Origin of the sequence: Streptantibioticus silvisoli (genome assembly GCF_027947535.2) — a bacterium.
In the GTDB taxonomy this organism is placed as follows: domain Bacteria; phylum Actinomycetota; class Actinomycetes; order Streptomycetales; family Streptomycetaceae; genus Streptantibioticus_C; species Streptantibioticus_C silvisoli.
In genome coordinates, this window is the sequence record NZ_JAAGKO020000052.1 from 1 (window position 1) to 26,256 (window position 26,256).

Consider the following 26,256-nt stretch of genomic DNA (forward strand, 5'->3'; position numbering starts at 1 on the left):
GCAACGTGGTCGAGCGATGCTTCGCCCGCCTGAAGCAGTTCCGTGCGGTCGCCACGCGCTTCGACAAACTCGCCGACCGATACCGCGCCGGAGTCGTCCTGGCCTCCCTCATCCTCTGGCTCCGCGAATCAGGCAGATGATCATTTGTCAGACAGGCTCTAGCCATCGCGGGAAAAGGGGGGCACCCGCCCCCGGCAAGGGGCGGGCGCGCACCTCGCCGGCGTCACCTTCACCAACTGGCGGGGGACAGGAGCTCGGTGCGGTGGGACCGGGCCCAGTCGGCGAAGGTGCGCGGCGGACGATTCGTGACCGCGGTGACGTGGCTGGTCGGCTGGGCGCTCCACGGATCCAGGGTGGAGCGGAATTGCTCGATGACGGCGCTCGCGTACTCCTCGGGCATGCCGTAGGACACCATCTGAGCGACCGAGCCGGCCGGGTCGGCCTCGGCGTAGTGCAGGTCGCGGTCCAGCACCTTGCTGAGGATGGCGACCTGGTCGGCGGGGCTGAGCGGTTCGGGACCGGTGAGTTCGTAGCTCCGGTGGGCGTGGCCGTCCTGGGTGAGGCAGGCCGCGGCGACCGCGGCGATGTCCGCCGGATCGACGAAGGCGCCCCGGCCGGCGGCGAACGGGGCGTACACGACCTGGCCGCCCGCGATCATTCCCGCCCAGTTGAGCGCGTTGGACATGAATCCGGTGGGCCGCAGGAACGTCCATGCGATGCCGCTGGCACGGATCGCCTCCTCGTCGGCCCGGTGCAAGGTGGAGATCGGGTCGGTGGCGCCGTGCGCGACGTTGCGCACGGACAGCTTGACGATCCGCTCGACGCCCGCTCGCTGCGCCGCGGCGACGAGCCGCTGGCCGTGTGCGGCGATGTTGAGCCCCTCGGTCAGTGCCTGTTTCGATCCACGGTTTTGTGTAGCTTTGGGTCCTAGCCTGGGCTGGTGTCCGAGGAGACGAGCCGGGCGGGCGAGCGGGTGTGCGAAGGCTGTGGCGATCGGCTCAAGCCGACTGTCCGGCCGTGGATGAACCGTTCCGGGTCTGGTGGAGACTCTAGATCTTGACTGTGACCTGGGGTTTCTTGTCGCTCAGGTAGTAGTGGGCTTCGTATTCGGCCGAGGGAACGTGGCCTATCTCACCGTGCAGGCGACGGTGGTTGTACCAGTCGGCCCACTCGGCGGTGGCCAACTCGACCGCCGCCAAAGTCTTCCAAGGTCGCTGTGGTTTGATCAGCTCCGTCTTGTAGAGGCCGATCGTCGATTCCATCAGTGCGTTGTCGTACGCGTCGCCGACCGAGCCGATGGAGGCCGCGATGCGTTCCCGTTCCAGGTGTTCGGCCAGGGCGAAAGACGTATATTGGGCGAGTTCAACCGGTCGTTGCAACACCTGGCTGCTGTAGCGAGCGTAGCTGCTCCTCGAAGACCTCGGCCGGTGTCCGCCAGCCGAGGATCTTGCGTGGCCGGTTGTTGATCGCCAGGGCGACGGCTTCGAGGTCTGCGGACGACCACCGGGACAGGTCGGTGCCCTTCGGGAAGTACTGACGCAGCAGCCCGTTCGTGTTCTCGTTCGTCGGTCGTTGCCAGGGTGAGTGCGGATCGGCGAAGAACACCTTCGTCCCGGTTTCGACGGCGAACCGGGCGTGGCCCGAGAGTTCCTTTCCGCGGTCCCAGGTGAGGGTTTTGCGCAGCTGCTCGGGCAGTTTCGTCATTGATGCCGTAAGCGCCGTGTTCATCGCGATCGCGCCGTAGCCTCCGAGCGAGGGTCCGTTCTTCACGGGCGGGTCCTCGCCCCAGCCCTCGAGCCGGGGCAGGTGCACCAGGAGCGTGGAGCGGCTGCTGCGCTCGACGAGCGTGCCGATTGCGGATCGTCCCGTCCCGATAATCAAATCTCCTTCCCAGTGTCCAGGGACCGCGCGGTCTGTGGCCTCGGCGGGGCGTTCGCTGAGGACGACATCTGCGGTGACGTGCCCCTGCGGCTTGTTCTGCGACCGCGCGCGGGGAGTCCGCAGTGCCCGGCCGGTGCGCAGGCATGCCACGAGTTCCCGCTTGAGCGCGCCACGGCCTTCGATGAACAGCGCCTGGTATATCGCTTCGTGGCTGATGCGCATGGACTCATCATCGGGGAAGTCGGCACGAAGCCGGTGCGAGATCTGCTCCGGACTCCAGGCCGTCACCCATCGCCTGTCCTGCCGGCGCGGCTTGTTCAACCCCTTCCAGGCGCGCGTCCCAGGCCCGATGACGATCGTGCCGTCAGGTCGACGGACACTGCCGGCCAGCCGATCCTGCACATACTCGCGCAACCTGTCGTCGCCTGCGAGCTTCGCAGTCTTCGGACGCTTCGCGGCGCGTTGAGCCTTCCACTGCGCCACCAGGGCCCGGTAGACCGACGTGCCGCTCCGGGTCGCCGCATTGCGGCGCAGTTCGCGTGAGATCGTGCCCGCGTCGCGTCCGATCCTGCGGGCGATCTCGCGCACGCCGAGCTCCTGGGCGCGCAGCAGCGCGATCTCCTCACGCTCAGCGAACGACAGGTACCGGCCCGTGGGCTCGTCCAGGCTCAGCGGCGTCATCCCCCCAGCGTGTCGGAACCACCGGATCCCGACAGGTGCCGACACGCCGACCCCCTCGGCGGCCCGGACCGTTGTGACCCCGGACGCGATCAGGCGCCAGAACTCCCGTTGCACAGCACGCGACGGCTCCGGGCGGCCGGGCGAGCGCATCGGCGCCCGCATCGCCCGATCCGCGGCCCACTGCCGTCGAACCCCGGCCGGCGCCAGCGGCACCGGCTTCCCCGCTCGTCCCATCCAACACCTCCATCATGAAGGTGTTGCGACGACCAGTTGAATCCACCTTGCGACCCGGCATCGGAGTGATGGATCAACTCGCCCGCTGCCGGCCGGGTGCCGGCCCGGTCGCCATGCCACAGCGCCATCTCCAGGGCGGCCAGGACGAGTTCGGTGTGCTTGGTGGTGGCTGCCGACCAGCCGACGATGCGGCGGGAGAAGGTGTCCACCACGAAGGCGACATAGACAGTGCCGGCCCAGGCCGCGACGTGGGTGAAGTCCGCGACCCAGGTGCGGTTCGGGGCAGCGGCCACGAAGCTGCGGTCGACCAGGTCGGGCGCCCGTTCGGCGGCTGGGTTCGCCACCGTGGTGATCACCTTCCTGCCGCGGACCGTGCCGGTGATGCCGAGTTCGCGCATGAGGCGTTCGACGGTGCAGCGGGCTACCGCGTGACCCTGCCGGTTCAGCTCCCGCCAGATCTTCCGGGCGCCGTACACACGGTAGTTGGCGTCATATATCCCGCTGACCAGGGCCTTGAGGTCCGTGTCCCGCAACTGACGGGCGGAGGGCGATGCCTGGCGCTGTTTGTGGGCGTAGTGGGTGGAGGGGGCGATGCCGCAGTCGTGCATGGTCAGCACGTGGCAGATCGGCTCGACACCGCCGAAGCGGTCCCGGTGCTCGTCGATGAACGCTACGAGCGCAGGTGTGGCCGGTCGAGCTCGGCCGCGAAGAAACTCGCTGCGGCCTTGAGGATCCCGTTCGCCCGCTTCAGCTCGGCGTTCTCCTTCTTCAATGCCTTGACCTGCGCGGATTCCTCCGTTGTCGTCCCGGGCCGGGTCCCGCTGTCGATCTGGTCCCGGCGGACCCAGGTACGCAGCGTCTCGGTCGTTCCGATCCCGAGCTTGGTCGCGACGGCCTTCATCGCGGCCCACTCGGTGTCGTAGTCGGGCCGCACCTCTGCGACCATGCGAACCGCACGCTTGCGCAGCTCAGCGGGATAAGGGGAGGCACGTGCCATGACTCAATCCTCTCAGAGCGTGTTTGAGATCGGCTATTCGGTGGTGCGGCGGAGTAGTCGGGGGCCTTGGCGGGTGGCTGGTTTGCCTCGGGTGAGGCGTCGGAGCATGAGGTCGGTCATGGCCCAGCGGATCATGGTCTCGGCGTGGGCGGGGCTGCGTTCGTAGTCGCAGGCGAGACGCCGTCGGGTGGTGATCCAGGCGGTTGGGTCGGCCGCGCGGCGAGGTGTCTGCTGGGCAGTCCTTTTCCGCGCGGCCTCCCGCCGAACCGGACGTGATGGTTTCCCATCATCCGGCTCTCTCGTGATCACTGCGTGAGAGGTATGGCCGATTGCTTCGAGTGGATGTGGTCGTGGCAGTGGCGGCAGACCACCAGGGTCTTGCGCCGTCGTTTCGCCATGACCCGAGACCAGTCGGAGGGTGGCCATTTTCGGTTTGCGAGTTCGGCGAGTTTGCGGACGTGGTGCACTTGAACCTCGTCCGAACCCCCGCAGAGTTCGCAGGTGTTCACCAGGAGTCTCTTGATCAGCTCCTTGGTGGGGTAGTCAACCAGCTGCGGTCGGCGGTCGGTGAGGGTCGCCGTTCGCTGTTGCTGGAGGGGAATTCCACCGAACCGTGCAACCAGTGGCTTTCTGTTTCCGCGTGGGACACGGGCCTCGAAGCAGACTCGCGGCCCGTTCGGTGTGTCGATCTTGGCTTTGTGTTTCGCCGCCATCTTGGACACCGTTGAGCGGTGCTTGGCCGCCAGGGTCTTGAGCATCGATGTCTCCATGACCCATTGCAGGCGGTGCAGCCGGAAGACATCTCCGGCCAACAGGTAGTACTGGGCGATCCCCCTGTAGACAGCCCCGAAGGTGGAGACGATGGTGTAGTCGCTTCCATTGGTCAGGGCTGGCTGTTTAGCGGGTTGACCGCGTTCCAGGTAGGGGGTGCTCTTGGCTTTAATCACGTCCCGGGGCACTCTCAGCGCGATTTGGCCGTTGATGGTTCTGCGGCCGTTGGTCTTCTTCGTGCTGTTGTGCTGGGTAGTGATCTCGTAGCCGAGGAATCGTGCTGCCTTGGTGCGGGCGTGTGTGATCAGCGTTTTCTCGTGTGAGAGTTCCAGCTTGAGGTCGTCACGCAAGAACTCCGCCACACGCTGTTTGATGGCCTCGGCCTCGGCCTTAGGTCCGGTGAACCCGAGGAGATGGTCATCCGCGTAGCGGATATAGCGTAGTCGCCGGTAGTCCGGATCGCCTGGGTCTGCGCTCGGCAGGCTCTGCATCTGCTGACGTAAGGACCGGGCTCCGGCCCGGTCTGTGCGTCGTCGTGCTTTCGCCAGCCGGTTCTGCAGATCCAGGTAGGCCGGGTTGCGGGCTCGGCGCTCTCCTCTGGTGTATTCCGGGATGAGTACCTTCTCGACGAATTCATCCAGCTTGTGCAGGTAGATGTTGGACAGGACCGGGGAGGCCACTCCGCCTTGCGGTGCTCCTGAGAGTGTGGCTCCCCACTTCCAGTCCTCCAGATATCCGGCTGTCAGCATGTTGCGCACCAGCCGCAGGAACCGGTTGTCGTAGATCTTCTCGCCGAGGATCGAGAGCAGGACCTGGTGGTCCAGCGATCCGAAGCAATCGGCGATGTCTCCTTCGATGAACCAGGCTGTGCCCGTCCAGGTGTTGGCCACTTCCCGCAGCGCGGTGTGGCAGCCCTTGGCTGGACGGAAACCGTGAGACCGGTCGGAGAACATCGGCTCGTAGTACGCCTCCAATACGAGGCGTATGACCTCGCCGACGAGCTTGTCCGACCATGTCGGCAGCCCGAGCGGACGCGTCTTCCCGTTCTTCTTCGGGATATGAACACGCCGAACTGGTCGGAAGCGGTAGCGCTCGTGGCGCATCGCATCAATGATGCTCCCGATCTTCCGTTGCGACATTCCGTCCACGGTCTCCTGCGTGACCCCCGGCGTCATCGCGCCCTGGTTGGCGTAGATGCGTCCGTAGGCCATCAGATACAACTGCGGGTTGAACAATTGCCGGTATAATTCGTCACACGGCAGGCCGAGCCTGCCGCGCTCACGCAGGACACCCAGCACCGTTTCGGCGCTCTGCATTGCGCATACCTCCCGATCTGCTGGTGTCACAATCACCTGGCCCCCTTTGCCCTGTGAACGGCTTTCCCGTTCTCCCTGGCCGGTCGTTACTCCGGCGACTACTACGGGGCCTCCGTCGCCGTAGGACTCGCGTCCGTCAGGCGATCCCACGTTCGTCTTTGTTGTACGTCATAGCGTGACGTAGGCGTCCCACTCATCCCCTTGAATGCCCTCGTTGGGCATCGCTCCGCGCCCCGGAAGTTGCGTCGACTCACGTTCGATTCCGACGCAGGACACGGCACCGGTTTCAGTTGTCTTTCCGGTGGATGGGAACTTGCATCTCCTGGGGATTGGGCTTCAAGCAATCCAGCCTTCGCCATATCACGCGGGCCTCCCAGCGCACTGTCTCTGACAACTGAGCCCGGCCGCTGGTTTTCTGACATGCTGTTGTCCCCTTCACCTTTCGGATCCAGGTGAGTCATCAGGCCCAGAAACCTCCTTCCAAGTTCCTCCCGGCTGAGCCGGGGATACAACAAAGCGCCTCGTGGCGCACAACGTGCGCTCCACCGCCCATCGTTTCGGCTGGACCTGGAAGCCGCGTTGCCCTTCGGGCTTGCGGACGATGTCCAGGTTGCGGTCGAGGATGTCCGTGGTCCAGGTGACCAGGCGGCCGGCGAAGCCCTGGTCGGCCCAGATCTTCTGGACCGTGGGGTGGTCGAGGCGGGTCCACAGCAGGGAGCGCTTCGCGCCGTCGCGGTCCTGCACGGATGCGGCCATGACGTGGACGGCCAGGAGCAGGCCGAGGGTGTCGGTGACGATGAACCGCTTGCGGCCCCGGGTCTTCTTACCCGCGTCGTACCCGCTGGTGGCACGGGAGACGGTGTCGGCGGACCGGACCGACTGCGAGTCGATCAGTCCGGCCGTGGGCTCGGCCTTCCGGCCGTCGGCCTGCCGGACCTTCGCACGCAGCGTGTCGTGGATCCTCTCGACGGTGCCGTCGTCGTGCCACCAGGTGAAGTACCAGTACACCGTCGCCCAGGGCGGGAAGTCCTTGGGCAGGTAGCGCCACTGGCATCCGGTCCGCGCCAGGTACAAGATCGCGTCCACGACCCGGCGCCGCGGGTGTTTCTCCCGGCGCCCGCCCCTCCGGCCCGTCCTCGGCGCCGGGAGTAACGGCTCGACCAACGCCCACTGCTCATCCGTCAGATCCGACGGATAGCCCTCCCCAGAAGCAGTCATACCAGGCCCAACGAGCCATCCCCAGCCCCGCAACGGCAGATCTCAGACACGCTCTCAGAGAATCGAGCCTCCATTCGACCCGGAACGGTTCACTGCGGCCTGCGCTGAGGCTACCGGCAGGACGGCCGTACCGAGGCCAGCCATGGCCACTGCGGTGAAAAGTCCGATCTTCTGCATGAAACTCTTCATGTGCTCCCTCTCGGTCAGTCTGATAGGCCGAAGGATTACGGCCTATCAGGAGAAACGACTCCAAAGCTGTTGGGGAGCGGGCCTCAAGCGGTGTTTTTTGGCGTGCTTATCCTCGGAGCTGTTTGCGGTGAGGACGGTTCGCGTGGTCAATCGTTTCAGCGGAGCGTCATAGGAGTTCATTGGCCAGGAAAAACCATTCTGTTATTCCTGCTTCCGGATCGGGCAGGCTTCTATCAAGGCCGCGACGGCATCGGTCGAAGGGTTCAGACACAGGCACTCAGGCCGACTGGACGATCTGGTCGACGCCGTGCTGCAGCACGGCGTTCCAGTAGTCGATGTCGGTGGCCATCAGCTGCACCAGTTCGAGCGACCACTTCCAGTCGCAGTTCTTGGCGCCGAGCAGCGCACCCAGAACCTCGGGCAGGGCCATGCCGATGTAACGCGGCTTCAGGCGCACCCGGGAGGGGACCTTCACCGACTCCAGGTCGGCGGCGGTCAGATGTTCCTGGCTGACCAGCCACTCCGTGATGAACGCCTGGGTCACCGACTGTCCCGCCTGCTGTGCCGCCGCCACCTGGCCGCGCAGGTCCGCACTGTGATCGCTCAGGTGGACCAGCCAGTCGCGGAGCCCGGGCGCGAGCGTGAAAGCGGCGTCGTTCGTCTGGCCGGAGCTCTGCTGCTTCTGCCAGGCGATGACCTTATCTATCCCCTCGGTCTGCTCGTCGCCGTCGAAGTCCGGGTGCTCGGGGCCGCGGAAGTTCGTCAGGTTCGCGGTGCGGGTCTCGGCGGAGCCGCTGCTGGTGATCATGCTGGTATGTGGGGAGGCGCTGGTCATCATGAAGATGAGGGCATTCATGTCGGCGGCCAACTCGGGGTCGAGGTTCATCTGCTTGGCCGTCCTGATGACGTCGTAGTAGTACAGATGCGCACCGGACTCCGAGATCGCGTCCTTTATCTTCTCCCTGAGCAGCACGCTCTCGACGGAGTTCTCCACCACGTCGACCCCGCCCAGCTCGGCCAGCAGCCCCACATGTGCCTCGCCGACGTTGCCCAGCCCGATCTGGTGGGCGACCCCGTCGCGCTTCAGACTGCCGAGCACCTGCCAGGCGTCCGTGAGTAGTTCCTTGTTGACGTCCAGGTTGTGGATGACCAGGGAGTCCAGCGAACCATTGAACAGCGCGGCGACCTTGCGCAACCGGTCGGTCAGCTGGGCGGGCGACTCACCGGCCTTGACGTCGAACTTGTAGAGCAGCTCGTAGCTGTTCCGGGGCCGGCCACGCAGCGCCTCGGCGACATCGTGGATGTTGTTGTAGCTCTCCGCGGTGTCGAAGCGGCGGTACCCCTCGGAGACAGCCGCGTTCAGCTGTTCCCGGCTCCGACCGTCGACGCCGAACACCGGCCACGGCTTGTCGGGGGCGGGCTCCTCGGCCATCATCCGGGCCACCACCGGCTCCGCCTTCTGCGCAGACGGCGCGGCGGCGGTCGGACCGGCGGTGGTCGGGCCGGTGGCGCGCTGGGCGGGCACCGGGCCTGACAGCGCCTGCCGGGCGTTGGCCTCCGCCTCGCGTTCGAAGCGGTCGGATGGGTCCGAGACGCGCAGGCCGGAGCCGTTGTCGGTGCCCGCGACCGGTCCCTGGCGCTGCTGGATGACGTGGGTGAGCTCGTGGGCGAGGGTGTGGCGGTCACCTCCGTCGTCGCCGATCACCACGTGGTTGCCGGAGGTGTAGGCGCGGGCGCCGATCTCGGCGGCGGAGCGCTGGGCTGTGGTGCCGGTGTGCAGGCGCACGTCGGAGAAGTCGGCGCCGAGGCGTCCTTCCATCTCCTGCTGCAACGGTGCGGCCATGGGTTGCCCCGAGCCGCGCAGGACGTCATGGACGGAGGAGCGCTGGACGGCAGGAGTGTCCTGTTGGTGACCGCAGCCGGCGCCGTGTTGATGGCGCGACTCCTCGACCATGCGGGACACCGCCCTGTTCCCGACCGCGCGCTGCAGCGCCAGGAGGGTCAAGGGAGAGAGTGGACCAGGCCCCAGCCTGGCAGACGTCATCGGGGGCCTGCTGACACGCGGCGCGCCCTGCAGCGACTTTGCGTCGGGGGTCGTGGCGTTGTCGTGCGCGCGCATCGGTGGGCCTCTCTAGGCTCTGGGCGGAACACCCCCTTTCCTACCGGGTCCGTCGCGTCGCCCGCCAGGGCGATTCGGGCAGAGTGCATTGCCCGAATGTGCGACATCCCGCGAGTTCCCCTGACCCCTGCTGAGTCGTCGACCCCGTAGCCAGGGCCTTCTTCCTCCTTCGTGTGCTCTGCTGGCCGGTGACGTAACTTCGGGATTCTCGAAGCGTTCTCATCTCGTCCGACCGATTCGCAGTCGGGCTGAAGGCGAGGAGGCTCGGGTTGGCGGCGCTGGCGGTCGTACGGGACCTGTGTGAGCACTGGGCGCCCGCGTCGGCGGAGGAGCTAGAACAGTTCGAGACCGACGTGCTGTCCGGGTTCGTCCTGGCGCGAGCCTCGGCAGGGCTGACGGACGGCACCATCCGCGGGGACGTCGGGCACCTGGATCAGATCAGGTCCTGGTTCGGCCGACCGCTGTGGGACATGGAGCCGGCCGACGCGGACGCATACTTCGGGAAGGTGCTGCGGCACTTGCCCAGCGGCACTCGGCTGGGCCGGTCACAGGCACTGAGCACGTACTTCATGTTCCTGGAGCTGCGACACAAGGTCGAAATCCACCGGATGACCGGCCGGGCGGTCGAGTGCCCGATCGACGAGATGAACCGGCCGCGCGGGGCCAAGGACGTGCGACTGCGGATCCCTCCGAGTGGGTCGGAGATCGTGACGCTGTTCAACGGCTGGGGCAGCGGGTTGGCGACCTGCCGGAAGTTCGCCCCTACCGCCCGGAACTACACCGCCTCGAAGCTGACCAATGTGGGACGTACTCGCGTTCGCGCAGGTCATGGCTCGGGTCAGTTCCAACGGCCGGTCACCATACCCGGACGACCATGCATGTGGTTGTGGCGATAGAGACGTTCTCACCCCGCGCGATTGCACGTACCCGCGTTGTCCGACCGACGACGCCAGGTTGGGGTTGGCGCTGTTCGACGACCGGGATCGAAAACAGGCACTCAGCGAGAACACCGCGCGTACGCCGTCCAGCACGGGTGCCAGATCGTCGTCACCGAGATCGGCCACGACCTTCTGGGTGCCTTCGGGAAAACCTGCGCCGGGATTGCGGGTGAGAACCCGAAGGTGATCCGCGTGGTCGGGAAGAAGCGCCTTGACGACTTCCGAACCGATGGTGCCGGTGGCTCCGGTGATCAAAATCATGAGGTCTGGTCCTTTGTCTGGGATGGGGCTCGGGGAATAGGAGAGCGGGTGCCGCTTCCGCAGGCCGGGGCTCCGTCCCGCGATGGCACAGTGGGCGGATGACCTCGTTCGGCGTTCACGGGCACCAGATGTGGTGCTCGGCCCCGCGTCGACGGGAGTTGCTGCATGGGTGCCGTTGGCCTCGCCGGTGCGGGCTCATGCCTGACATGCGGCCCATTCGGCCCGAGGCCGACAGCGACGCGTGATGCCAATCGCTGGAGGCCGCGAGGTGCGGAAACCGGGTCCGCGCCGAAAGCTTCGGTCAGAGCAGTTCGAAGGGGCTTTGGTATGGGCGCGGATCTGCGCGCCCGCCTGTCCGCTCGCAGCGCCAGGCCCCCGCAGGCTCCCGCCGGCGGTGGCGGGCCGTGCTGCGACAAGTCCGACTCCGGTGAGCACGTGCATCCTCACCACCACCCGCCCATCGTCGAAATCGTCAGGATAATTGATTACTATAGTCAACAGAGCTGACTAATGTCAAGGCGGACCGGGGACGTGCCGACACCCTTCGAACCCCGGGGTTAGAAGCTGGCGGGAGCAAGCGACAGGCGGCTCGGTGCGGCCGGGCCTGCCGTGCGGGGGAGTCGGTTCTCTCGCGGGGGCGACGAACTCGCGGTCCGCGATGAGACGCATGTCCTTCTCGCGGTCATCAACGAACGCCTGTGACCCCTCGGGCGGCGCGCTGCACGCAGACCAGTTGATCCCGCTCGTCCCATGACCCGGTGACGGTGAAACCGAGTCGTTCGTACCGGGCAATGGCCTCGGTCCGCCATTCCCGTACCGAGAGCCGGACGGTGTCCACGCCGTTCTCCGCGGCATGGGGGAGCGCGGCGTCGAACATGGCGGACGCAATGCCCGGGCCACGGAAGTCAGGGTCGGTCCAGAGCCTCTTGATCTTCCAAGGCCCGTTGGGCGGGGAGGTCGGCACCACACAGCCCGCAGCGGCATCCCCCAGGAGGGCCACTCGCACGGCATCACCGGCGAACGGGGTCCGAGGGTCGGTGATCTCTGCTCGGTAGCGATCCGGCAACTCGTCCACTACGGCGACCGGTTGCCCCTTCTCGGCCTCGGTCCGAGGACTCGATGCCGCGGCGGGCGATGCGCGTGGCGGTGCCCCGGCTTCGAAGCCGTCGACGCCGAAAAGGGAGGAATCCGGTGCCTCGGTGACGGCCCGGCCACTGCTCAGCGGCTTCGAACTCGGCTGTCCTGCTGGGGCGCGGGGCCTGCTGGGGTACCACTCGGAGGCCTGTACCACTCGAAGGCCCGGCGGCTGCGCCGCGCGAACGAGCACCTGGTCGACGTGTTCCCGCTCCTGCCCCAACGGCTCGGCCGCCAGCGCCGGTTGAGGACCGCACTGGCGTTGCGCACCGGCTGCCCGTATCCCTTCTTGGGCAAGCCGGCGCCGGTCGGCATCGCTCCGCCCCGCAGTGGCCGGAGCGGACGCGGTCCACGTGGGGGCCCTCTGCCGGAACCACGCGGAGGTGCTCCCGTCCCGCAACGCGGCGACGAAGGGCGGCCGTTGAACCGGCACCCGGCCCGGGCCGTTACCGGACGAGGTGGCTCTCGATGTGGTCGATCACCGCTGACACGGCCTGCCGGTACGCGGTGCTCGACCGGCGGACCTGGGACAGCAGCATCCCGCCCTGGATGGCGGCCAGCAGGGCGGTGGCGAGCGCGGCCACATCGGCGCTCCCGCTCAGTTCGCCGCGCGCCTGCATGCGCGCGAGCCCCGACCTGATGGGATCTTCCCAGCGGTCGAAGGCGGCGACGAGGCCGGCCCGCGCCGACTGGTCGCTGTCGGCGAGTTCGCTGGCGAGCGAGCCGATCTCGCAGCCGCCCTCGCATCCCATGGCGTCCTGCCGGTCTCCTGCGATGTCGCACCACTCGCGCAGGGCCTCGATGCTGTCCAGGCTGTCCAGCAGGGGACGCTGCCGGGTGATCTTGGCGTCCGTCTGATGGTCGATGACCGCCAGCACCAGGCCCTGTTTGTCGCCGAAATAGTGGTAGATCTGCGACGCGCTGACTCCGGCGGCCGCCTGGATGTCCGGGATGCTCGTGCCCCCCGCGCCGCGGTGGAACATCAGCTCCGCGGCGGTTTCGACGATGCGCTCGCGGGTCTTGCGGCCGGCCTTGGTGAGCCGGCGTCTCTCCGGCTCGTCGGCCCTCACTGGTGTACTCACGCGGCCAGGCTACCAAAGTTGGAATTGACATTCCAATGACGGCCCGCAGATATTGGAAAAGTCATTCCATCCCGGGATGGCCGTCTCCTCAGACAGGTGTGCACCATGCCCCTCGACCCCCAGATCGAGATCCTGCTCCAGCAGTTGGCCGCGGAAGCCGGACCGGCCCCCGAGAGCCGCACGGTGGCGGAGAACCGCGCGTTCGGGCGCGCCTTCACCGCCCTGGCCGGCGTTCCCGAACCGATCGCGGACGTCCGGGACACCGCCGCCGCTGCCGGCGATCGCGACATACCCCTGCGCGTCTACCGGCCTGTCACCGGGCCGGACGCCGGCCTGCTGCCCGTGACGCTCTTCTTCCACGGCGGCGGATGGGTCTTCGGCGACCTGGACACCCAGGACCACATCGCCCGCACCGTGGCCGGCCGCTCCGGCACGATCGTCGTCTCCGTCGACTACCGGCTGGCACCCGAGCACCGCTTCCCCGCCGCGACCGACGACGCCTACGCCGCGCTGACCTGGGTCGCGGACAACGCGGCCGGCTTCGGGGGCGACGCGGAGCGCATCGCCGTGTTCGGCGAGAGCGCCGGCGGCAACCTCGCCGCGGTCCTCGCGCAGGAGACCCTGCGCCGCGGGGGACCCCGCATCGCGCTCCAGGTGCTCGCCTACCCGGCGGTCGACCGGTTCGACGACAGCTGCTCGATGTACGAGAACGCGACGGGGCCGGTCCTGTCCCGTTCCTACCTGGAGTGGTTCTGGGGTGCCTACCTCAGCACCCCCGACCAGGGCGCCGACCCGCGGGTCTCGCCGGCGCGCTGCGACGTACCGGCCGGACTCCCTCCCGCCGTCATCGCCACCGCCGAGAACGACCCCCTGCGCGACCAGGGGGACCGCTACGCCCGCAAGCTGGCCGACGCAGGGGTGCCGGTCCAGCACCTCCCGGTCGAGGGAGCCGTGCACGGGTTCCTGTCGTTCACCGGCTCGGTACGACTGTCGCGGGACACCCTGGACCGGCTCTCGGACGCGGTGGCCGTGGCCTTCGCCTGACCTGGCCCACGCGGCATCGACCGCCGTCGGCCGTCTCCGTGGCTGCCGCCGGCCGTCTCCCCGGACGCCGCCTACGGTCTTCCCGGCTGCCGCAGGCCATCTCCCCGGACGTCGCAGGCCGGTGACGAGCGGTCGGTGGGACGGAGGCGTGGGTGAGCGGCGGCGATCAGCAACGTTCAGCGGTCGACGGCAGCCGAGCCCCGAGCCGAGCCGGGGAGCCGGGACGGCGGCCGGAGCCGGAGCCGGAGCCGGAAACCGGGCCCGGACCCGGCCCCGGGGCCAGGGGCGGCCCGGGGCTCCGCTTGCGGCCGGTCGTCAGCCGGCCTGGTCGCAGGCGTCGAGGATGAGGCGAGCGATATCGTCGGCATGTGTGACGATCGACAGGTGGCCGGAATCGAGTTCGATGGTGGTCGCTCCCATCCGGGCCGCGAGAAACTGCTCCAACGCGGTCGAGGTGGTCCGGTCGTTCTTCGAGACCGCGTACCAGGTGGGCTTGTGCTGCCAGGCCGTGGCGGTGGTGGTACCGGCGAAGAGGGAGTCGGAGATCCTCCCCTGTGCCGCGTACATGGCCAGCGCCCTTCGGCGGGGCACCCCGTTGGCGAAGTCGTTGAGGAAGCCGTCCCGACTCAGCTGCTTGAAGCCGCCGGACTCCACCAACTGGGCGGTGGCGGGCGGCGTGGGGAAGCGGCCGGCCAGCGCGGTGTAGTCCTCGCCCGCCTCCGGTGCCCGGGCGGCGACGTAGACCAGGCCGGCCACGTTCGGGGCCGTTCCGGCCTGGGAGATGACGGTGCCGCCCCAGGAGTGCGCGGCCAGGATCGTGGGACCGTCCTGGAAGGCGAGGGCCCGTTCGGTCGCCGCCACGTCGTCGGCGAGCGAGGTCAGCGGATTCTGTACCGCGGTGACGTTCACCCCGGCGCTCTGGAGCCTTTCGATCACCTCCGACCAGGAGGATCCGTCCGCGTAGGCGCCGTGCACCAGCACGACGTTGCGCACCCGGCGGCCCGAGCGGGGGCGGGCGTCGGACGGGTCGGCGACCGCCTCCCGCGGGGAAGCGGCGGCGGGGCCCGCGCTGCCCAGGACCGCCGCCAGCCCAGCGGTGACCGCTCCCGAGAAGATCCGTCGAGAGATCATGTGCGACTCCGTGCCTCGCGCCGCGCACATCGGGACGTGCCCGGCTTGGGCCTCAATCCTGTTCGGGGCGGACACCGGCCGCCTGTGGGGCACTTCACAATGGGCCGGTACGTCATATTTCCGTAAGACGTCGTTCCCCTTCGCCGACGAGGAACTACGGCGTTCACCCAGGACGCCGTGTTCGACCTCAGCGGTATCGGCCACAGCATTCACTCGTTCGAGCCCCACGTGGGTCGCGAGCAGGTCGTCCGGACGCTGATGGATACGGTGGGAAAGGGCATGGACACCTTCCACGCGCTGTCCGGCATCCGGGTGAAGGCGGACGGCGGCAGCGCCCGGCTGACCTGCTACCTGATCGGGCGACACCACCGCGACGGGCAGGGGCCGTCGGTTCCGTTCCAGGACCATCTCCTGCTGGGCAACCGGTTCGAGGCCGGCCTGGTCCGCGACCACGACCGCGGATGGCTGGTCCGCCGTCACCGGGTCAGCCCGCGCCGGTCCGTGGGGAATCCCCGGCCGCCGCGCTCTCCACCGCGATGACGGCCCGGCATACCCGAAAATGGACAGGGAACCTGTCAGCTCACGTCCGGCGACGGACGCAACAGGAGGAGACGGTGGCCATGCGAGTGATCGGCCTGACCGAGTTCGGCGGACCCGAGGTGCTGCGGGTGATCGAGGTGCCCGACCCGGTACCGGGCCCCGGCGAAGTGCGGATCCGGGTGCACGCGGCATCGGTCAACCCCACGGACACGTTGCTGCGCTCCGGGGCCGTGTCCGCCCGGTTCGACGGGCGTCCCGGTCCCTACGTGCCGGGCATGGACGCGGCGGGCGTCGTCGACGCGGTCGGACCGGACACCGACACCCCGCTCCGGCCGGGGGACCCGGTGGTCGCGATCGTGCTCCCGTACGGTCCGCACGGCGGTGCCTACGCCGAACGCATCGTGGTGCCCGCGGCATCCGCGGTGCCGATCCCGTCCGGTGCGGACTTCCCGGCCGCCGCCACGCTGCTGATGAACGCCCTCACGGCCCGGGTCGCCCTCGACCTGCTCGCCGTGCCCGCCGGTGGGACCGTCGCGGTGACCGGGGCGGCCGGGGCGTTCGGCGGTTACGCGGTGCAACTCGCCAAGAACGACGGGCTGCGCGTGCTGGCGGACGCCTCGGCCGCCGACACGGAGCTGGTGACCGCGCTGGGCGCGGACGAGGTCGTGCCGCGCGGCGACGACGTCGCCGACCGGTTCCGCGCGCTCGCGCCCGGCGGGGTGGACGCCGTGCTCGACGGAGCGGTGCTGAACGGGCTGGTCCTCCCGGCGATCCGGGACGGCGGCGGCCTGGCCGTCATCCGCGGCTGGCAGGGCCCGGCCGACCGCGGCATCCGCGTTCACCCGGTGATGGTCGGCGAGGCCGCCACCGACCACGCCCGCCTGCTCCGGCTGCGGGAGCAGGCCGGCACGGACGAACTGACGCTGCGGGTGGCCGACGTACTGCCGGCCGACCAGGCCGCCGAGGCTCATCGGCGGCTGGCCGAGGGCGGAGTACGCGGCCGCCTCGTACTGGATTTCACCGCTTTCCCCTCCTGACGTCCCGACCCCGCGAAGCGGCGACAGCACCCGCGGCGGCCCGGTGGTTCGGCCGGCAGCGTCCGGTGCGCAGCGGGGTGGGCGCCGCTGCGGTCCAGTCACGGTGCCGGTGCCGGCTGCTCACAACGGGCACCGGCGCTGACTTGTCGCGGCAACCGGCGCCGGCGCCGGCTGGTCACGCCGGATCGGCCCGCCGTCCGCGTGGGAATGTCCGTGCGTCGCCGAGTACGAAGAGCGGTTCCGGCTGCGGCGAACGGGCTCAGCGGAACGAGCTGAATGGGCTCAGCGGCACGCGTCGAACGGGCTCAGCTGCCGAGCGGGTTCAGCGGAATGCGGCGACGTTGCGGGCGGCCCAGTCGGCGAAGGGGCGCGGTGCACGGCCGAGTACCCGCTGGACGTCCGGGCTGACGCGCCGTTCGGCCGGAGTCGGGGAACCGAGGATGTCCAGCGTGTCGTCGGCGAGTTCCGCCGGCATGCTCTGGGCCATGGCGGCCTTGGCCTCGTCGCGGGTGAACTCGTGAAACGTCACCGGTGAACCGACCGCGGTGGCGATGGCCTCCGCCTGCTGGCGCGGAGTGATCACCTCCGGGCCGGTCAGCTCGTAGACGGCACCGGTGTGCAGGTCGTCCAGCAGGCAGGCCGCGGCGACCGAGGCGATGTCCGCCGGGTCGACGATCGGCACGCCGACGTCGCCGAAGGGCGCGGCGACGACCCGTCGCGTGCGGACGGACTCGGCCCACCACAGAGCGTTGGAGGCGAAGCCGCCCGGCCGCAGAACGGCCCACTCCAGGCCGGAGTCCCGCAGCGTGTCCTCCAGCGCGCGCATCGCGATCCGCGTCGGGCCGAAGGGCCTGGTCACCACGCCCAGCGTGGAGAGCAGCACGACCCGGCGGACCCCGCCGGCCACGGCTTCGCCGATGACGTCGGCAGGACTGGCGCCAGCGGCGTGCAGGTCGCCGGACAGCAGCAGGAACAGCGCCTTCGCCCCGGCCAGCGCGGGCTTGAGGCTGGCCGACTCGGCCAGGTCCGCCACCACATGGCGGCCGCCGTTCGGGGCCTCCGCCGCGTGCCGCGACACAGCCGTCACCTGCTGGCCCGCCTCGGCCAGCGCCCGCGTCAACGGCCGGCCGATATTCCCGGTAGCCCCGGTCACCACGATCATGATCAGCTCCTTGTCGGATGTTCTCTGAGGTCCTGACGCTAGGAGCACGGGCTAACTTTTGGTAAGTACATACCTTGAAGTAAGCTCCTGACATGGTGGGAGGCGTGCAGCACAGACCGGCCGGGGCGGGTCAGCGGTATGACGTGTTTCACACCGACTGTCCCGCGCGCGACCTGGTCGACCACGTGACCAACCGGTGGGGCATCTGGGTGTTGATCTCCTTGCGGAGCAACGACCTCCGGTTCTATGAGCTGCGCGAGAGCATCCAGGGCATCAGCGAGAAGATGCTCGCCCAGACGCTGCGGGCGCTGGTCCAGGACGGCCTGCTCCGGCGGGAGGTCGAGCCGACGACGCCGCCTCAGGTCACCTACGGGCTGACCGAGTTCGGCCGGGACGTCGGCGAGCCGCTGACCGAACTGTTCGACCGGATCACCCGGCGGCTGTCGGCGGGCGGCGAGGGATGACGCGGTAACGGCCGGTGCGGGTCCGCGACACCAGGGACGACGTGCTGAGCCAGGTCCCCGGCCTGATCGGACAGCGCCCTCGCACTGATCCGGCAGCGACCTCCGCCCGAGCCCGAGACACCGACGTGCCGGACCGGGCCGTTGGAAACCAGTCGCCTTCCGTGGCTGGAAGCCGGTCGGCCGGGGGGTTTCCGTAACGAGCTGCATGACATGCGGACTTCCGCTGGTCCGCCGGCCTGCTACGACCAGTGTCCGGGACCGTCGCCTTGGTCAAGTCGTGGCTTCCGCCGGGGTGAAGCGGACGGGCGGGCCGGTGCTCGGTCGTGCGGCGGTGACAGCTGTGAAGGGCCACGCGGATCTGTTCGGACGGAGACAGCGGCACGGTGGCATGATCGCGAGGCGTGGGTGGCGAGCGCCGCCTGGACATGGGGTCGAGCCCGCGCACCCCGGCGGCACTGGTTGGCCGGAAGCTCAGTGGAAGACACGCTGTCCCGCAGAGGCTCGGGGCGGCGCATCCGATGTCCAGTGCGGCTTCGTGAGCTGAGCGTTGGCGGCATCGGTGAGCCGGTGCCGGTAGTGGCTTCGCCGTGCGGTGGCTCGATGGCGGCCGCGCCAGGGTGACCGTCGCACGGACCTGCCCCGCGATCATGGCCACGGCCTCGTCCGACATCGGCCGCCGGCGATCAGCGTCAGCGCACGGCCGCAGCCGGCGCGCGATCTTCAGGAGCCCGTACAACACCCGATGATCACGCGCCGGCCGTTCCTGTTCCCGCTCCAGCTCTCAGGTGGGCAGGTCTGACGCCGGATCGCAACGTCGGACGGGACTGTCCAGCCGTCGGCCCTGCCCACTTGTCCGACCCGCCCGGCTCAGCCGCTGACCGGCCCCCGCCCAGGTCGCTGTCGGTCGGCCGATAAGGAGGCGCCACCGCGGCTACAGGGGTACCACTGCGCTGTAGTTCTCCGGGATGCTTCCGGTCCCGCCGGTGGCCCAGGTGATGTCGGTGAGGCCACCGGTCTGCCAATCCCCACTCTGGTAGGGGGTCAGCAGAGACCAACTGCTGCTGTCGGTGTCAATGACCGAACGGGTGGCCGAGTCCACAAGACTGCCGTTGAGGTAGAGGCCCAGGGAGATCTGGATCCTGGCGACTGTGCCGTCGCAGTACACGAGAACCGCCCCGTACACGAGGACCGTGCCGTCCACGGTGTCGTCGCTGAGAGTCGGGTTGGCGACTACCAGGTTGCAGGTGATCGTGGTCCTCGGCGAGGTCTGCGACGACGGCACGACGGTGACGCTCGCCCCGCCCGCCGTGTCGGTGACGCTCCGGCGGCCGGCCGGGACGGTGAAGGTGCTGGTGTGCCCCGCCAGGTGGCGGGGGACGGCGGGGGCGGCCACGGCTGCGGGGGCTGCGGCCACGCCCAGCGCGGCCAGCGCCGCCGCGGCGGCCGTGCCTCCGAGCAACGTCCTGCGCATTGCGACCTCGATTCGGGGAGCGGTCATGGTTCACGACTGGTCATGTGCCGGAAGGCGACGCCGGGTTGCCGGGTGCGGGGTGCGCTGCGGACAGGTCGTGGTCACCTTCGAGAAACGGGAATCCGCCATTCCGTACGGAATTTCCGCCTCCCCGGAAAAAATCCACGACCTTCACGCTGCCTCCACGTGACGGAATCATGGTCCGGTGCGCCGGGGCGTGTCAAAGGTCGCACCGGGCGGTTTTACGCCATTCCGCTTTCACGGACCCCACGCCTCGCACGCGGCAATTCCGCCACCCCGCGGAGCGCGCCCCGGGTGACGAAAAGACGCCAGGGGGACCACGGCTGGGCTGACTTGGTGCTCGGCGGTGCAAAGCCGGCCTCAGCAGCATTACCGGTGCCGGGGGCGCCGTAATCGCCGATCTCGCCGGGGTCAATGTTGGGTGCGACGTGCAAGAGCCGCAGCGCCCGGCTCGGTTCCCGAACCCGGCGAGCGGATCGGCGAGGTCGTCAACCAGGACCTGACGCTGCTAGTTTCGGGCGTTATGCAGAGCATTGATTCCCAGGAGCTGCGTCGTCGGTTCGCGGCATTGACCACCGCCCACCTCACAGATGCCTGCATCCGTGCCCGGGTTCCCGTTCGCTGTGCGCCCTCGGCACTTCAGGCCGTCATCCCGGGAAGCCGGATCGCGGGACGGGTACTGCCCGCCCGCCACGTCGGCAGCGTCGACATCTTCCTGGAGGCGTTCGAGCACGCGGAGCCGGGCGACGTCCTGGTGGTCGACAACGGCGGCCGTACCGACGAGTCCTGCGTCGGCGACCTGGTGGCCCTGGAGGCCAGGACCGCCGGCGTGGGCGGCATCGTCATCTGGGGCCTCCACCGCGATACCGCCGACATCCGGGCGATCGGTCTGCCGGTCTTCAGCACGGGGTCGGTGCCGACGGGACCGCAACGCCTCGACGAGCGGCCGAAGGACGTCCTGGAGTCGGCCGTTGTCGGGGAGTGGACGGTGGGCAGCGCCGACCTGGTTCTCGGGGACGACGACGGAGTGATCTTCGTGCCGTCCTCGGGCGCCGCCGAAGTCCTCGACCTCGCCGAAGCGATCCGCGACACCGAGCGCGGCCAGGCCGAGCGAATCCGCTCCGGCACCTCCCTGCGCGCTCAAGTGCGGTTCGACACGTACCTCGCCGGACGGCGCGAGAACCCGGCCCTGACGTTCCGCGAGCATCTGCGTGCCGTCGGCGGGGCGATCGAGGAGTAGGCGAAGTCCGGTGCGGCGAGGGGCCCGATGCCGGGGGCCCGTGACGGCGGCGACGGCCGGAGCGGCACGCGCGCGGAGGAGCCGTCCGGCGTTCAGGGCGATTCCGTGCCGGCCTCGCCGTTCGCCCGCCTCGGTCGTGCGGGACCTCCGGTGGTGGTGTGCGGGCCCGCCGTCCTGGTCAGCCACGCGGTCAGATCATCGGTGAACCGGTCGGGCTGCTCCTGGTGCAGCCAGTGCCCGGCGCCCGCGTAGACGTGCAGTCCGTCATCCGGGCGGGTCATGAAGGCCCGTCCGGCGACGGCCCGTTCGTCGTTGCGGTAAAAGGCGAGTACCGGACACGTCAGGCCCGCGAGGAACCGGTCGGTCGCAGGCCGGAAGTGGAAGGAGCCGGGGCCGAAGGCGATGCGCCGGTACATCGCGCACGCCACGTCGGGGCGGGCGTGCAGTGCCGATTCGCGGTGCGCGGCGGCCAGTTCGGGGGAGGTGCCCGGTGCGTCGTCGAGGCGGGCGAAGTAGTCGGCGATGACGTCGTTGGCGCCCGGGCCGGCCAGTTGGCGCGCGACGTCCTCGATGCGGGCGCGCCCGTCTTCCCCGACGCCGTAGGAGGGGTCCACGCAGACGAGCCCGGTGACGCGGTCGGGTCGTCGCGCCGCGAGGGTCGCCGCGACCTCGGTGCCGGCGGAGTGGCCGATCAGCAGGGCGCGTTCGATCCCCAGGTGGTCGAGCAGGGCCGCCATGTCCCCGGCCAGGTCCGCCAGCAGGTAGCCGTCGTCGCTCGTGCCGGACCGCCCGCAACCCCGCAGGTCGGCGGTCACCACTCGGCCGTACGGGGTGAGGCGGTCGATCAGCGGCGCCCAGTCGGAGGAGGCGCAGGCCCAGCCGTGGACGAGCAGCGCGGCGTCGAACAGGCGGGGACCGCCGCCCTCCTGCGCCGGGTGGTCCTCGAAGTACAGCCGCAGGCCCGGACGTTGCAACCGGGTCATCGCGATCGGCCCCCGCTCCCCGGCCCGGCGAGCTCCGTGCGGTGGTCCTCGTGACTTCCGGCGGTTGGGTCCACGGCGTGACGGACTCCGGTCAGGAACCACGGGACCGGCCGTGGTGGCGCGACCGGGCCGCGAGCCTGCTCTGCCGCTCCGTCAGCACCGGAGCCGCGAACGGCCGTGGCCTCGGTTGCGACGCCGGTTCCGGCTCCGGAGTCGTCTCCGGCTCCGGGAGGGAATTCTGGCATGCAAGCGATATACACGCTGCGCCGGGATTTCATGCGCCCCGAGGTCTTCGCATTCCTCCGGCGAGGGTGGGGGAGTGCTCTCCGGATATCCCTCGGACTGGCCGAACGTCCCAGGTCGCGGCGGACGTATTTCGGTGGCCGCGCCCGGCGCCTGTCGCCGAGCGGAAGGTATTCGCCGGCCCGGGCAGGAAGCCGAACGGGTGACAATGCCACGGCGACGCGTGAGTTCGGTCCCTCTTCCGTCCGGCGTGGACCAGGTGGTCCGGGTACGCCGCCCGGGTGAGGTGTCAGGCAATACGCCGACTGAAGCGGCTGCATGTCGGCCTGGCCCCGGTGATCCTGGCCCACGGGTTGGCGAATTCACGCCTGCTTCGCTGCCCCGGTTCCCCAACGCGGCGGATCTTGCGTCCGGTTGGCCGACGGGTACGACACCTCGCCGGCCGAGCGGGAGGCGAGAGCCTGACCCCGCCGCGCCCTCGGAGACCGCAGCGGCGGGTGGAGGCCGGGCCGGTCGTGGGATCGATCCGTTCCCGGCCGGTACCGGTTCCTCCCGGGCCGCGTCTTCATCCGGGCCACCTCCGTGACCAGCCCGTACACCGAACTTCAGCGCACCGCCGTATCGCAGTTGTACGCTGCTGTGCGGGCAGCCCCTCACGATTGCCTTGTACGCAGTGGTCATGGGAGCGCCCCACGTGTTCCCGTGTGAGCCAGGAGGCAAGTGATGAGCGAGCCGTGGACGATCGAGCGGATCGCCGAAGCCCTCGGTGACCACACCCTGGCCCAGCGGTTCCTCGGGGAGATCAACCGGACGCCTGCCCACGAGTTGCTGACGACGTTCGCCAAGTGGGAACGGATCGCCAGGATCACACTGGCCGCGGTGGAGCGGGGCCGGGATCTGGCACCCTTCGCGGAGCGCGGCGAGAACCCGCCCGGCGTATGGGTCGACAAGACTGATCAGGTCCTCGAAGTGGCTGAGCGGAACCGGTCTCACCGGGTCGCGTGAGCTGACATGCTGCGGGTGTGTACCGGCTCGAATACCAACTCGATCAGGAAACGCTCCACGACGCACTGCCTGAGGACGTCAGCGCCGCGTTGACCGATGCCCTGGCCGTGGCGTGCAACGACCCGCTGGGCGCGACCCGCCCGTACGGCGTGGACGACAAGGCCATCCGCATGGCGTACACCGACCAGGCGTTCGCCGTGGTGATGCTGGGGCACGAGGTGAGGACCATCTACGTCCTGGAGATCATCTTCCTCGGCTGACCGCCCCGCCCTGCGTGTAGGACCGCCTGATGCCGGCGGTTTCCCCGCCACGCCGCGGAACGGACTCATGGCGTCGCCGAAACACCGCACGCATTCATCAGTGCGTCCACACGGCCGGTGCCGGCACGCCGACGGCCACCGCGACGCACGCTCGCACGAACCCCACACCGGCATTCGCCGCCCACGACGTCACCGTACGTTCAGCAGTCGCGCACCGGCCGGGTACGGACCCTTGTGACCGGGAACGCCGGTCGGAGTGCTGTCCCCCTTGCGGCGTGCGGTGGCCGGTCCGGGAGAGTCCCGCACCGGGAAGACAGGACAGCGCCGGCGGCACTGACGGCACTGAACCGAACGGAGAGGGGGCCGAGGTTCCGGGCCCCTCTCCCTCCTGGATCCGCCGGGGCTCAACTCCCCACGGCGGCAACGTGCTTGTTACGCCCCGATCGCCGGTAGCGGGCGACCAGGGGTCTTCTGGTAATGGGTTGGCGCGTGTGCGGGAGTTCCCGTGCGTCATGTCCGGTGCCCATCGGTGCGGTCATCGCGAACCGTGTGGCGCCGTCCGGGGAGAGAGCCGCAGGACGCGCCGTATGCCGACGCGGTACGGCCCGGGGACGATGGGCTGGAGACGGTGGGTGGAGCACTTTTGCGCGTCGTAGCCGGGCCTCAACTCGTTTCGGCGCCGGGAGTACGGTCGGCGGGCGGGGTGCGCCACTGCCTTTTCGCCGTCCAGGGCAGCGTCCAGGTGCCGGTGCCGACGATGGCGATCAGCAGGAAGCTCCAGCAGAACATCACGGACGGTTCGCCGCCGTTCTGGATCGGCCACAGGGCGTGCTCCTGGTGGACCGTGAAGTACGCGTACGCCATCGAGCCCGAGCTGACCACGGCGGCGATGCGGGTTCCCACTTCGCCGATGCCGAGCAACACCACTACGCCACCGACGAGTTGGATCAGCCCGGCCCACCAGCCCGGCCACGCGCCCACCGGCGGGCGGCCGCCCTCGGGGCCACCGAACAGACCCAGCACGGTCGACGCGCCATGACAGGCGAACAACAGACTCACCACGATGCGGAACAGTGCGAGAGCCGATGGACCGGCGGCGTCCAGTCTCTTGCCCGTGTTCAACACGAAAACCTCCTACGAGTCGGGGATTGCGGAGCCGGCCGGGGCGCGACGAACACCGTCACGGGGGACCCCTTGCCGAACTGCTTGCGCAGCGACTCATACGTGCGCGCGCCCGGCGACGCTCAAGAAGGGAGAAACTTTTTTCTGAGGCTCGTGCAGGGACCGTTGATGGCATGGGAGTTGGGGCGTAAGTGCATGATGGTGCGTCAGCTCGATGGTGGCGGCGGGACGGGACGCGGCCGGTGAGCGACGCCCCGGCGTTCCGCCGACCGGTCGGCGCCTACGCCATCCGAGGCCGGCGGGTCGACCTCGGACCACCGGTAGGACCCGTCGGGCCCCGTCAGCGTCTCGCCGGGCAACATCAGGAAGCCGTTCCGGTGGCCGATCGCCCACTGCGGGACCTCGCGCGCGGTACCGGCCGCGAGCGCGGTCCAGGTGACGCCGTCGGGCAGGTCGTAACGCATCGCCGACGGGCCGTCGACCACGAAACGCATCCACCCGCCTCGATGGACGCGGCATGCTTGATCAGCCCAGGCACAGCGCGCTGACCGTCGCACGTTCACCGGCCCGGTCGTCGCCGAGCCCGCGCGTCGTGGCGGTCAGGGCCGATCGCGCACTCGCGAGCGCGGTGAGCAGGTCGGTCCGCTCGCCGTCGAGGGTGTGGTGGGGTGTGGTTGTGGCGGTCACGGTGATGAAGCCTTCCAGCCGTTCTCGGTGTGTTTGGTGGGATCAGGGGCGCTCGGTGTGTTGGGGCATGCCTGGTGTGGTTGGTGCGTTCCGGCGCGCTTGGTGTGTTCGGTGTTTCTGATGTGGTTCGTGGGCCCGCCCGAGCCGAAGGACGCCTTCGCGCACCTGGTCCGCCGCTACGCCATGGCCGCAGCCGACGCACCCACCGACGCCGCCACTCCGGCGCGCAGCCGATGAGCCGGGCAGCGTCAGGCCGACGCCGTGGCGGGCCCGCCCGCCGACGCGGCCCCCGGCGTCCTGGACCGGCCTCCGGCGGTGGGCCCGCGCGCCGAGCAGGCCGCCGGATCCGGGAGACTCGACCCATGACCGACAGCCGCTGCGCCGCCGCCCACTCCACCGACCCCAGCCCCTGCGAGGGACCGCACGACGCCGTACTGATCCGGGAGCGGCGTGCCGTGGCGACCCGCAAACGCACCGGGATGGGAGGCGTCGCGATCACCGGACGTGCGGACCTCGACGGCGTACCGGGCTGCGTCCACCACGGCGCCCGGCTGCTCGCCTCAATGCACGGTGGCCACGCCTACCCCGGGCCGTCGAACGACACCGGCCGTGAGCCGGGTGACGGCGCCGCGACCGAGGCGTACCGGCGGGCGAAGACGCTCAAGCCGTTCGACTGGGTGACCCGCGGCGACACCGCCTGACCGACCGCACGGCGCCGGCGCACAGCCGCTGCCGCAGGGCCGCCGCCATCGGCTCCCGCCGTACGGTCGCCGTCCTACCGGGCCCGCCGGACCGGCGTGGGCCTGTCGTACCGGCGTGGGCTGCGCACGTCTGCGGCTGCCCGCGGACCTCGCGCTCGACGCGCCCGCACGGGCCGTGGAGCGCCAACACCGCCGCCCGTCCGGTGACCGGCAATTCTCGGTCGGGTGGTGGTTCTGGTCGGTGGGTGTGACGCGTGGGCCCCGGGACGGATTCCGTCCCGGGGCCCACGCGGTGGTACTGGATGGTGCTGCTTTTGTGGTTGT

At 69.4% G+C, this 26,256-nt stretch carries 23 protein-coding genes and 5 pseudogenes; 11 read left to right on the forward strand and 17 right to left on the reverse strand.

The window, feature by feature from the left end; translation table 11 throughout:
• Positions 1-162: pseudogene (locus POF43_RS27485) on the forward strand (IS5/IS1182 family transposase); the annotation flags it as partial.
• A gap of 67 nt (positions 163-229) precedes the next feature.
• On the opposite strand, the gene POF43_RS27490 reads toward POF43_RS27485, so the two are convergent.
• The 8 genes and pseudogenes from POF43_RS27490 to POF43_RS27525 all read right to left on the reverse strand — a co-directional run bounded on the left by POF43_RS27490 (position 230) and on the right by POF43_RS27525 (position 9,241).
• On the reverse strand, positions 230-994 hold the full coding sequence (locus POF43_RS27490) for an NmrA family NAD(P)-binding protein (RefSeq protein ID WP_308217774.1): 765 nt from the start codon (positions 992-994) through the stop codon (positions 230-232).
• A gap of 55 nt (positions 995-1,049) precedes the next feature.
• Positions 1,050-1,358, reverse strand: a pseudogene (locus POF43_RS27495) (integrase core domain-containing protein); the annotation flags it as partial.
• A gap of 4 nt (positions 1,359-1,362) precedes the next feature.
• Positions 1,363-2,712: an IS30 family transposase gene (locus POF43_RS27500; RefSeq protein ID WP_443732116.1), complete on the reverse strand. Its 1,350-nt coding sequence runs from the start codon at positions 2,710-2,712 to the stop codon at positions 1,363-1,365.
• Positions 2,652-3,569 carry an IS3 family transposase gene (locus POF43_RS27505; RefSeq protein WP_271322397.1) on the reverse strand — a complete coding sequence of 306 codons (918 nt, stop codon included), beginning with the start codon at positions 3,567-3,569 and terminating at the stop codon, positions 2,652-2,654. Before POF43_RS27505 ends, POF43_RS27500 begins: the two co-directional genes overlap by 61 nt.
• A complete protein-coding gene (locus tag POF43_RS27510; protein WP_271322382.1) occupies positions 3,467-3,793 on the reverse strand; it encodes a transposase in 327 nt (108 codons plus the stop codon). Before POF43_RS27510 ends, POF43_RS27505 begins: the two co-directional genes overlap by 103 nt.
• A gap of 305 nt (positions 3,794-4,098) precedes the next feature.
• A complete protein-coding gene (locus POF43_RS27515) occupies positions 4,099-5,880 on the reverse strand; it encodes a reverse transcriptase/maturase family protein (protein WP_271322383.1) in 1,782 nt (593 codons plus the stop codon).
• A 435-nt stretch (positions 5,881-6,315) separates the two neighbouring features.
• Positions 6,316-7,098, reverse strand: coding sequence for an IS5 family transposase (locus POF43_RS27520; RefSeq protein ID WP_271322384.1), 783 nt, complete (start codon positions 7,096-7,098; stop codon positions 6,316-6,318).
• Between the two features lie 466 nt (positions 7,099-7,564).
• Complete coding sequence (locus POF43_RS27525; RefSeq protein ID WP_372516140.1) at positions 7,565-9,241, reverse strand: aldo/keto reductase; 1,677 nt, start codon at positions 9,239-9,241, stop codon at positions 7,565-7,567.
• 434 nt (positions 9,242-9,675) lie between these two features.
• On the opposite strand from POF43_RS27525, the gene POF43_RS27530 reads away from it, so the two are divergent.
• Entirely contained in the window at positions 9,676-10,302 is a 627-nt protein-coding gene (locus POF43_RS27530; protein WP_271322386.1) for a hypothetical protein, read from the forward strand.
• A gap of 111 nt (positions 10,303-10,413) precedes the next feature.
• On the opposite strand, the pseudogene POF43_RS35230 reads toward POF43_RS27530, so the two are convergent.
• The 3 genes and pseudogenes from POF43_RS35230 to POF43_RS27540 all read right to left on the reverse strand — a co-directional run.
• Positions 10,414-10,605 (reverse strand): annotated as a pseudogene (locus POF43_RS35230) (NAD(P)H-binding protein); the annotation flags it as partial.
• A 685-nt stretch (positions 10,606-11,290) separates the two neighbouring features.
• On the reverse strand, positions 11,291-11,680 hold the full coding sequence (locus POF43_RS27535) for a GNAT family N-acetyltransferase (RefSeq protein WP_271322387.1): 390 nt from the start codon (positions 11,678-11,680) through the stop codon (positions 11,291-11,293).
• Positions 11,681-12,185: 505 nt separating this feature from the next.
• Positions 12,186-12,821 (reverse strand): TetR/AcrR family transcriptional regulator, encoded by a 636-nt coding sequence (locus POF43_RS27540; RefSeq protein WP_271312140.1) that lies wholly within the window; start codon positions 12,819-12,821, stop codon positions 12,186-12,188.
• 105 nt (positions 12,822-12,926) lie between these two features.
• On the opposite strand from POF43_RS27540, the gene POF43_RS27545 reads away from it, so the two are divergent.
• Positions 12,927-13,865, forward strand: a complete 939-nt coding sequence (locus POF43_RS27545; protein WP_271322388.1) for an alpha/beta hydrolase — start codon at positions 12,927-12,929, stop codon at positions 13,863-13,865.
• Between the two features lie 315 nt (positions 13,866-14,180).
• Here the strand turns inward: POF43_RS27545 and POF43_RS27550 are convergent, their stop codons facing one another.
• A complete protein-coding gene (locus tag POF43_RS27550) occupies positions 14,181-14,996 on the reverse strand; it encodes an alpha/beta fold hydrolase (protein ID WP_271322389.1) in 816 nt (271 codons plus the stop codon).
• 171 nt (positions 14,997-15,167) lie between these two features.
• Here POF43_RS27550 and POF43_RS27555 point away from each other — a divergent pair.
• Together POF43_RS27555 and POF43_RS27560 are read left to right on the forward strand one after the other, a co-directional pair.
• A pseudogene (locus POF43_RS27555) lies at positions 15,168-15,536 on the forward strand (nuclear transport factor 2 family protein); the annotation flags it as partial.
• 80 nt (positions 15,537-15,616) lie between these two features.
• Positions 15,617-16,573 (forward strand): NADP-dependent oxidoreductase, encoded by a 957-nt coding sequence (locus POF43_RS27560; RefSeq protein ID WP_271322398.1) that lies wholly within the window; start codon positions 15,617-15,619, stop codon positions 16,571-16,573.
• A 322-nt stretch (positions 16,574-16,895) separates the two neighbouring features.
• On the opposite strand, the gene POF43_RS27565 is transcribed toward POF43_RS27560, so the two are convergent.
• On the reverse strand, positions 16,896-17,735 hold the full coding sequence (locus tag POF43_RS27565; RefSeq protein WP_271322390.1) for an SDR family oxidoreductase: 840 nt from the start codon (positions 17,733-17,735) through the stop codon (positions 16,896-16,898).
• Positions 17,736-17,827: 92 nt separating this feature from the next.
• Between POF43_RS27565 and POF43_RS27570 the strand changes: the two genes are divergently transcribed.
• Positions 17,828-18,199, forward strand: coding sequence for a winged helix-turn-helix transcriptional regulator (locus POF43_RS27570; RefSeq protein ID WP_271322391.1), 372 nt, complete (start codon positions 17,828-17,830; stop codon positions 18,197-18,199).
• A gap of 931 nt (positions 18,200-19,130) precedes the next feature.
• On the opposite strand, the gene POF43_RS27575 is transcribed toward POF43_RS27570, so the two are convergent.
• Entirely contained in the window at positions 19,131-19,697 is a 567-nt protein-coding gene (locus POF43_RS27575; protein ID WP_271322392.1) for a hypothetical protein, read from the reverse strand.
• Positions 19,698-20,112: 415 nt separating this feature from the next.
• Here POF43_RS27575 and POF43_RS27580 point away from each other — a divergent pair, with 415 nt between their 5' ends.
• Positions 20,113-20,931, forward strand: coding sequence for an RraA family protein (locus POF43_RS27580; RefSeq protein WP_443732115.1), 819 nt, complete (start codon positions 20,113-20,115; stop codon positions 20,929-20,931).
• Between the two features lie 92 nt (positions 20,932-21,023).
• Here the strand turns inward: POF43_RS27580 and POF43_RS27585 are convergent, their stop codons facing one another.
• The gene (locus POF43_RS27585) at positions 21,024-21,914 is read right to left on the reverse strand and encodes an alpha/beta fold hydrolase (protein ID WP_271322393.1); all 891 of its coding nucleotides are present in this window, start codon (positions 21,912-21,914) and stop codon (positions 21,024-21,026) included.
• Between the two features lie 966 nt (positions 21,915-22,880).
• On the opposite strand from POF43_RS27585, the gene POF43_RS27590 reads away from it, so the two are divergent.
• Complete coding sequence (locus tag POF43_RS27590; RefSeq protein WP_271312133.1) at positions 22,881-23,162, forward strand: hypothetical protein; 282 nt, start codon at positions 22,881-22,883, stop codon at positions 23,160-23,162.
• Between the two features lie 17 nt (positions 23,163-23,179).
• A complete protein-coding gene (locus POF43_RS27595; protein WP_271312132.1) occupies positions 23,180-23,422 on the forward strand; it encodes a hypothetical protein in 243 nt (80 codons plus the stop codon).
• Between the two features lie 663 nt (positions 23,423-24,085).
• Here POF43_RS27595 and POF43_RS27600 read toward each other — a convergent pair.
• Positions 24,086-24,547 (reverse strand): DoxX family protein, encoded by a 462-nt coding sequence (locus tag POF43_RS27600; RefSeq protein ID WP_271312131.1) that lies wholly within the window; start codon positions 24,545-24,547, stop codon positions 24,086-24,088.
• A gap of 317 nt (positions 24,548-24,864) precedes the next feature.
• Positions 24,865-25,231: pseudogene (locus tag POF43_RS27605) on the reverse strand (mycothiol transferase); the annotation flags it as partial.
• Between the two features lie 111 nt (positions 25,232-25,342).
• Between POF43_RS27605 and POF43_RS27610 the strand changes: the two are divergent.
• Positions 25,343-25,468, forward strand: a complete 126-nt coding sequence (locus tag POF43_RS27610) for a hypothetical protein (RefSeq protein WP_282704814.1) — start codon at positions 25,343-25,345, stop codon at positions 25,466-25,468.
• A 125-nt stretch (positions 25,469-25,593) separates the two neighbouring features.
• A complete protein-coding gene (locus POF43_RS27615) occupies positions 25,594-25,932 on the forward strand; it encodes a hypothetical protein (protein ID WP_271322394.1) in 339 nt (112 codons plus the stop codon).
• Positions 25,933-26,256: the final 324 nt, after the last annotated feature.

Excerpts from the sequence above, each read along its gene's own strand:
- POF43_RS27615 (WP_271322394.1), top strand. The coding sequence starts at position 25,594 with ATGACCGACAGCCGCTGCGCCGCCGCCCACTCCACCGACCCCAGCCCC.
- POF43_RS27575 (WP_271322392.1), bottom strand. The coding sequence starts at position 19,697 with ATGACCGCTCCCCGAATCGAGGTCGCAATGCGCAGGACGTTGCTCGGA.
- POF43_RS27510 (WP_271322382.1), bottom strand. The coding sequence starts at position 3,793 with ATGGCACGTGCCTCCCCTTATCCCGCTGAGCTGCGCAAGCGTGCGGTT.
- POF43_RS27550 (WP_271322389.1), bottom strand. The coding sequence starts at position 14,996 with ATGATCTCTCGACGGATCTTCTCGGGAGCGGTCACCGCTGGGCTGGCG.
- POF43_RS27545 (WP_271322388.1), top strand. The coding sequence starts at position 12,927 with ATGCCCCTCGACCCCCAGATCGAGATCCTGCTCCAGCAGTTGGCCGCG.
- POF43_RS27590 (WP_271312133.1), top strand. The coding sequence starts at position 22,881 with ATGAGCGAGCCGTGGACGATCGAGCGGATCGCCGAAGCCCTCGGTGAC.
- POF43_RS27515 (WP_271322383.1), bottom strand. The coding sequence starts at position 5,880 with ATGCAGAGCGCCGAAACGGTGCTGGGTGTCCTGCGTGAGCGCGGCAGG.
- POF43_RS27525 (WP_372516140.1), bottom strand. The coding sequence starts at position 9,241 with ATGGTCGAGGAGTCGCGCCATCAACACGGCGCCGGCTGCGGTCACCAA.
- POF43_RS27560 (WP_271322398.1), top strand. The coding sequence starts at position 15,617 with ATGCGAGTGATCGGCCTGACCGAGTTCGGCGGACCCGAGGTGCTGCGG.
- POF43_RS27520 (WP_271322384.1), bottom strand. The coding sequence starts at position 7,098 with ATGACTGCTTCTGGGGAGGGCTATCCGTCGGATCTGACGGATGAGCAG.
- POF43_RS27565 (WP_271322390.1), bottom strand. The coding sequence starts at position 17,735 with ATGATCGTGGTGACCGGGGCTACCGGGAATATCGGCCGGCCGTTGACG.
- POF43_RS27500 (WP_443732116.1), bottom strand. The coding sequence starts at position 2,712 with ATGCGCTCGCCCGGCCGCCCGGAGCCGTCGCGTGCTGTGCAACGGGAG.
- POF43_RS27570 (WP_271322391.1), top strand. The coding sequence starts at position 17,828 with ATGGTGGGAGGCGTGCAGCACAGACCGGCCGGGGCGGGTCAGCGGTAT.
- POF43_RS27585 (WP_271322393.1), bottom strand. The coding sequence starts at position 21,914 with ATGACCCGGTTGCAACGTCCGGGCCTGCGGCTGTACTTCGAGGACCAC.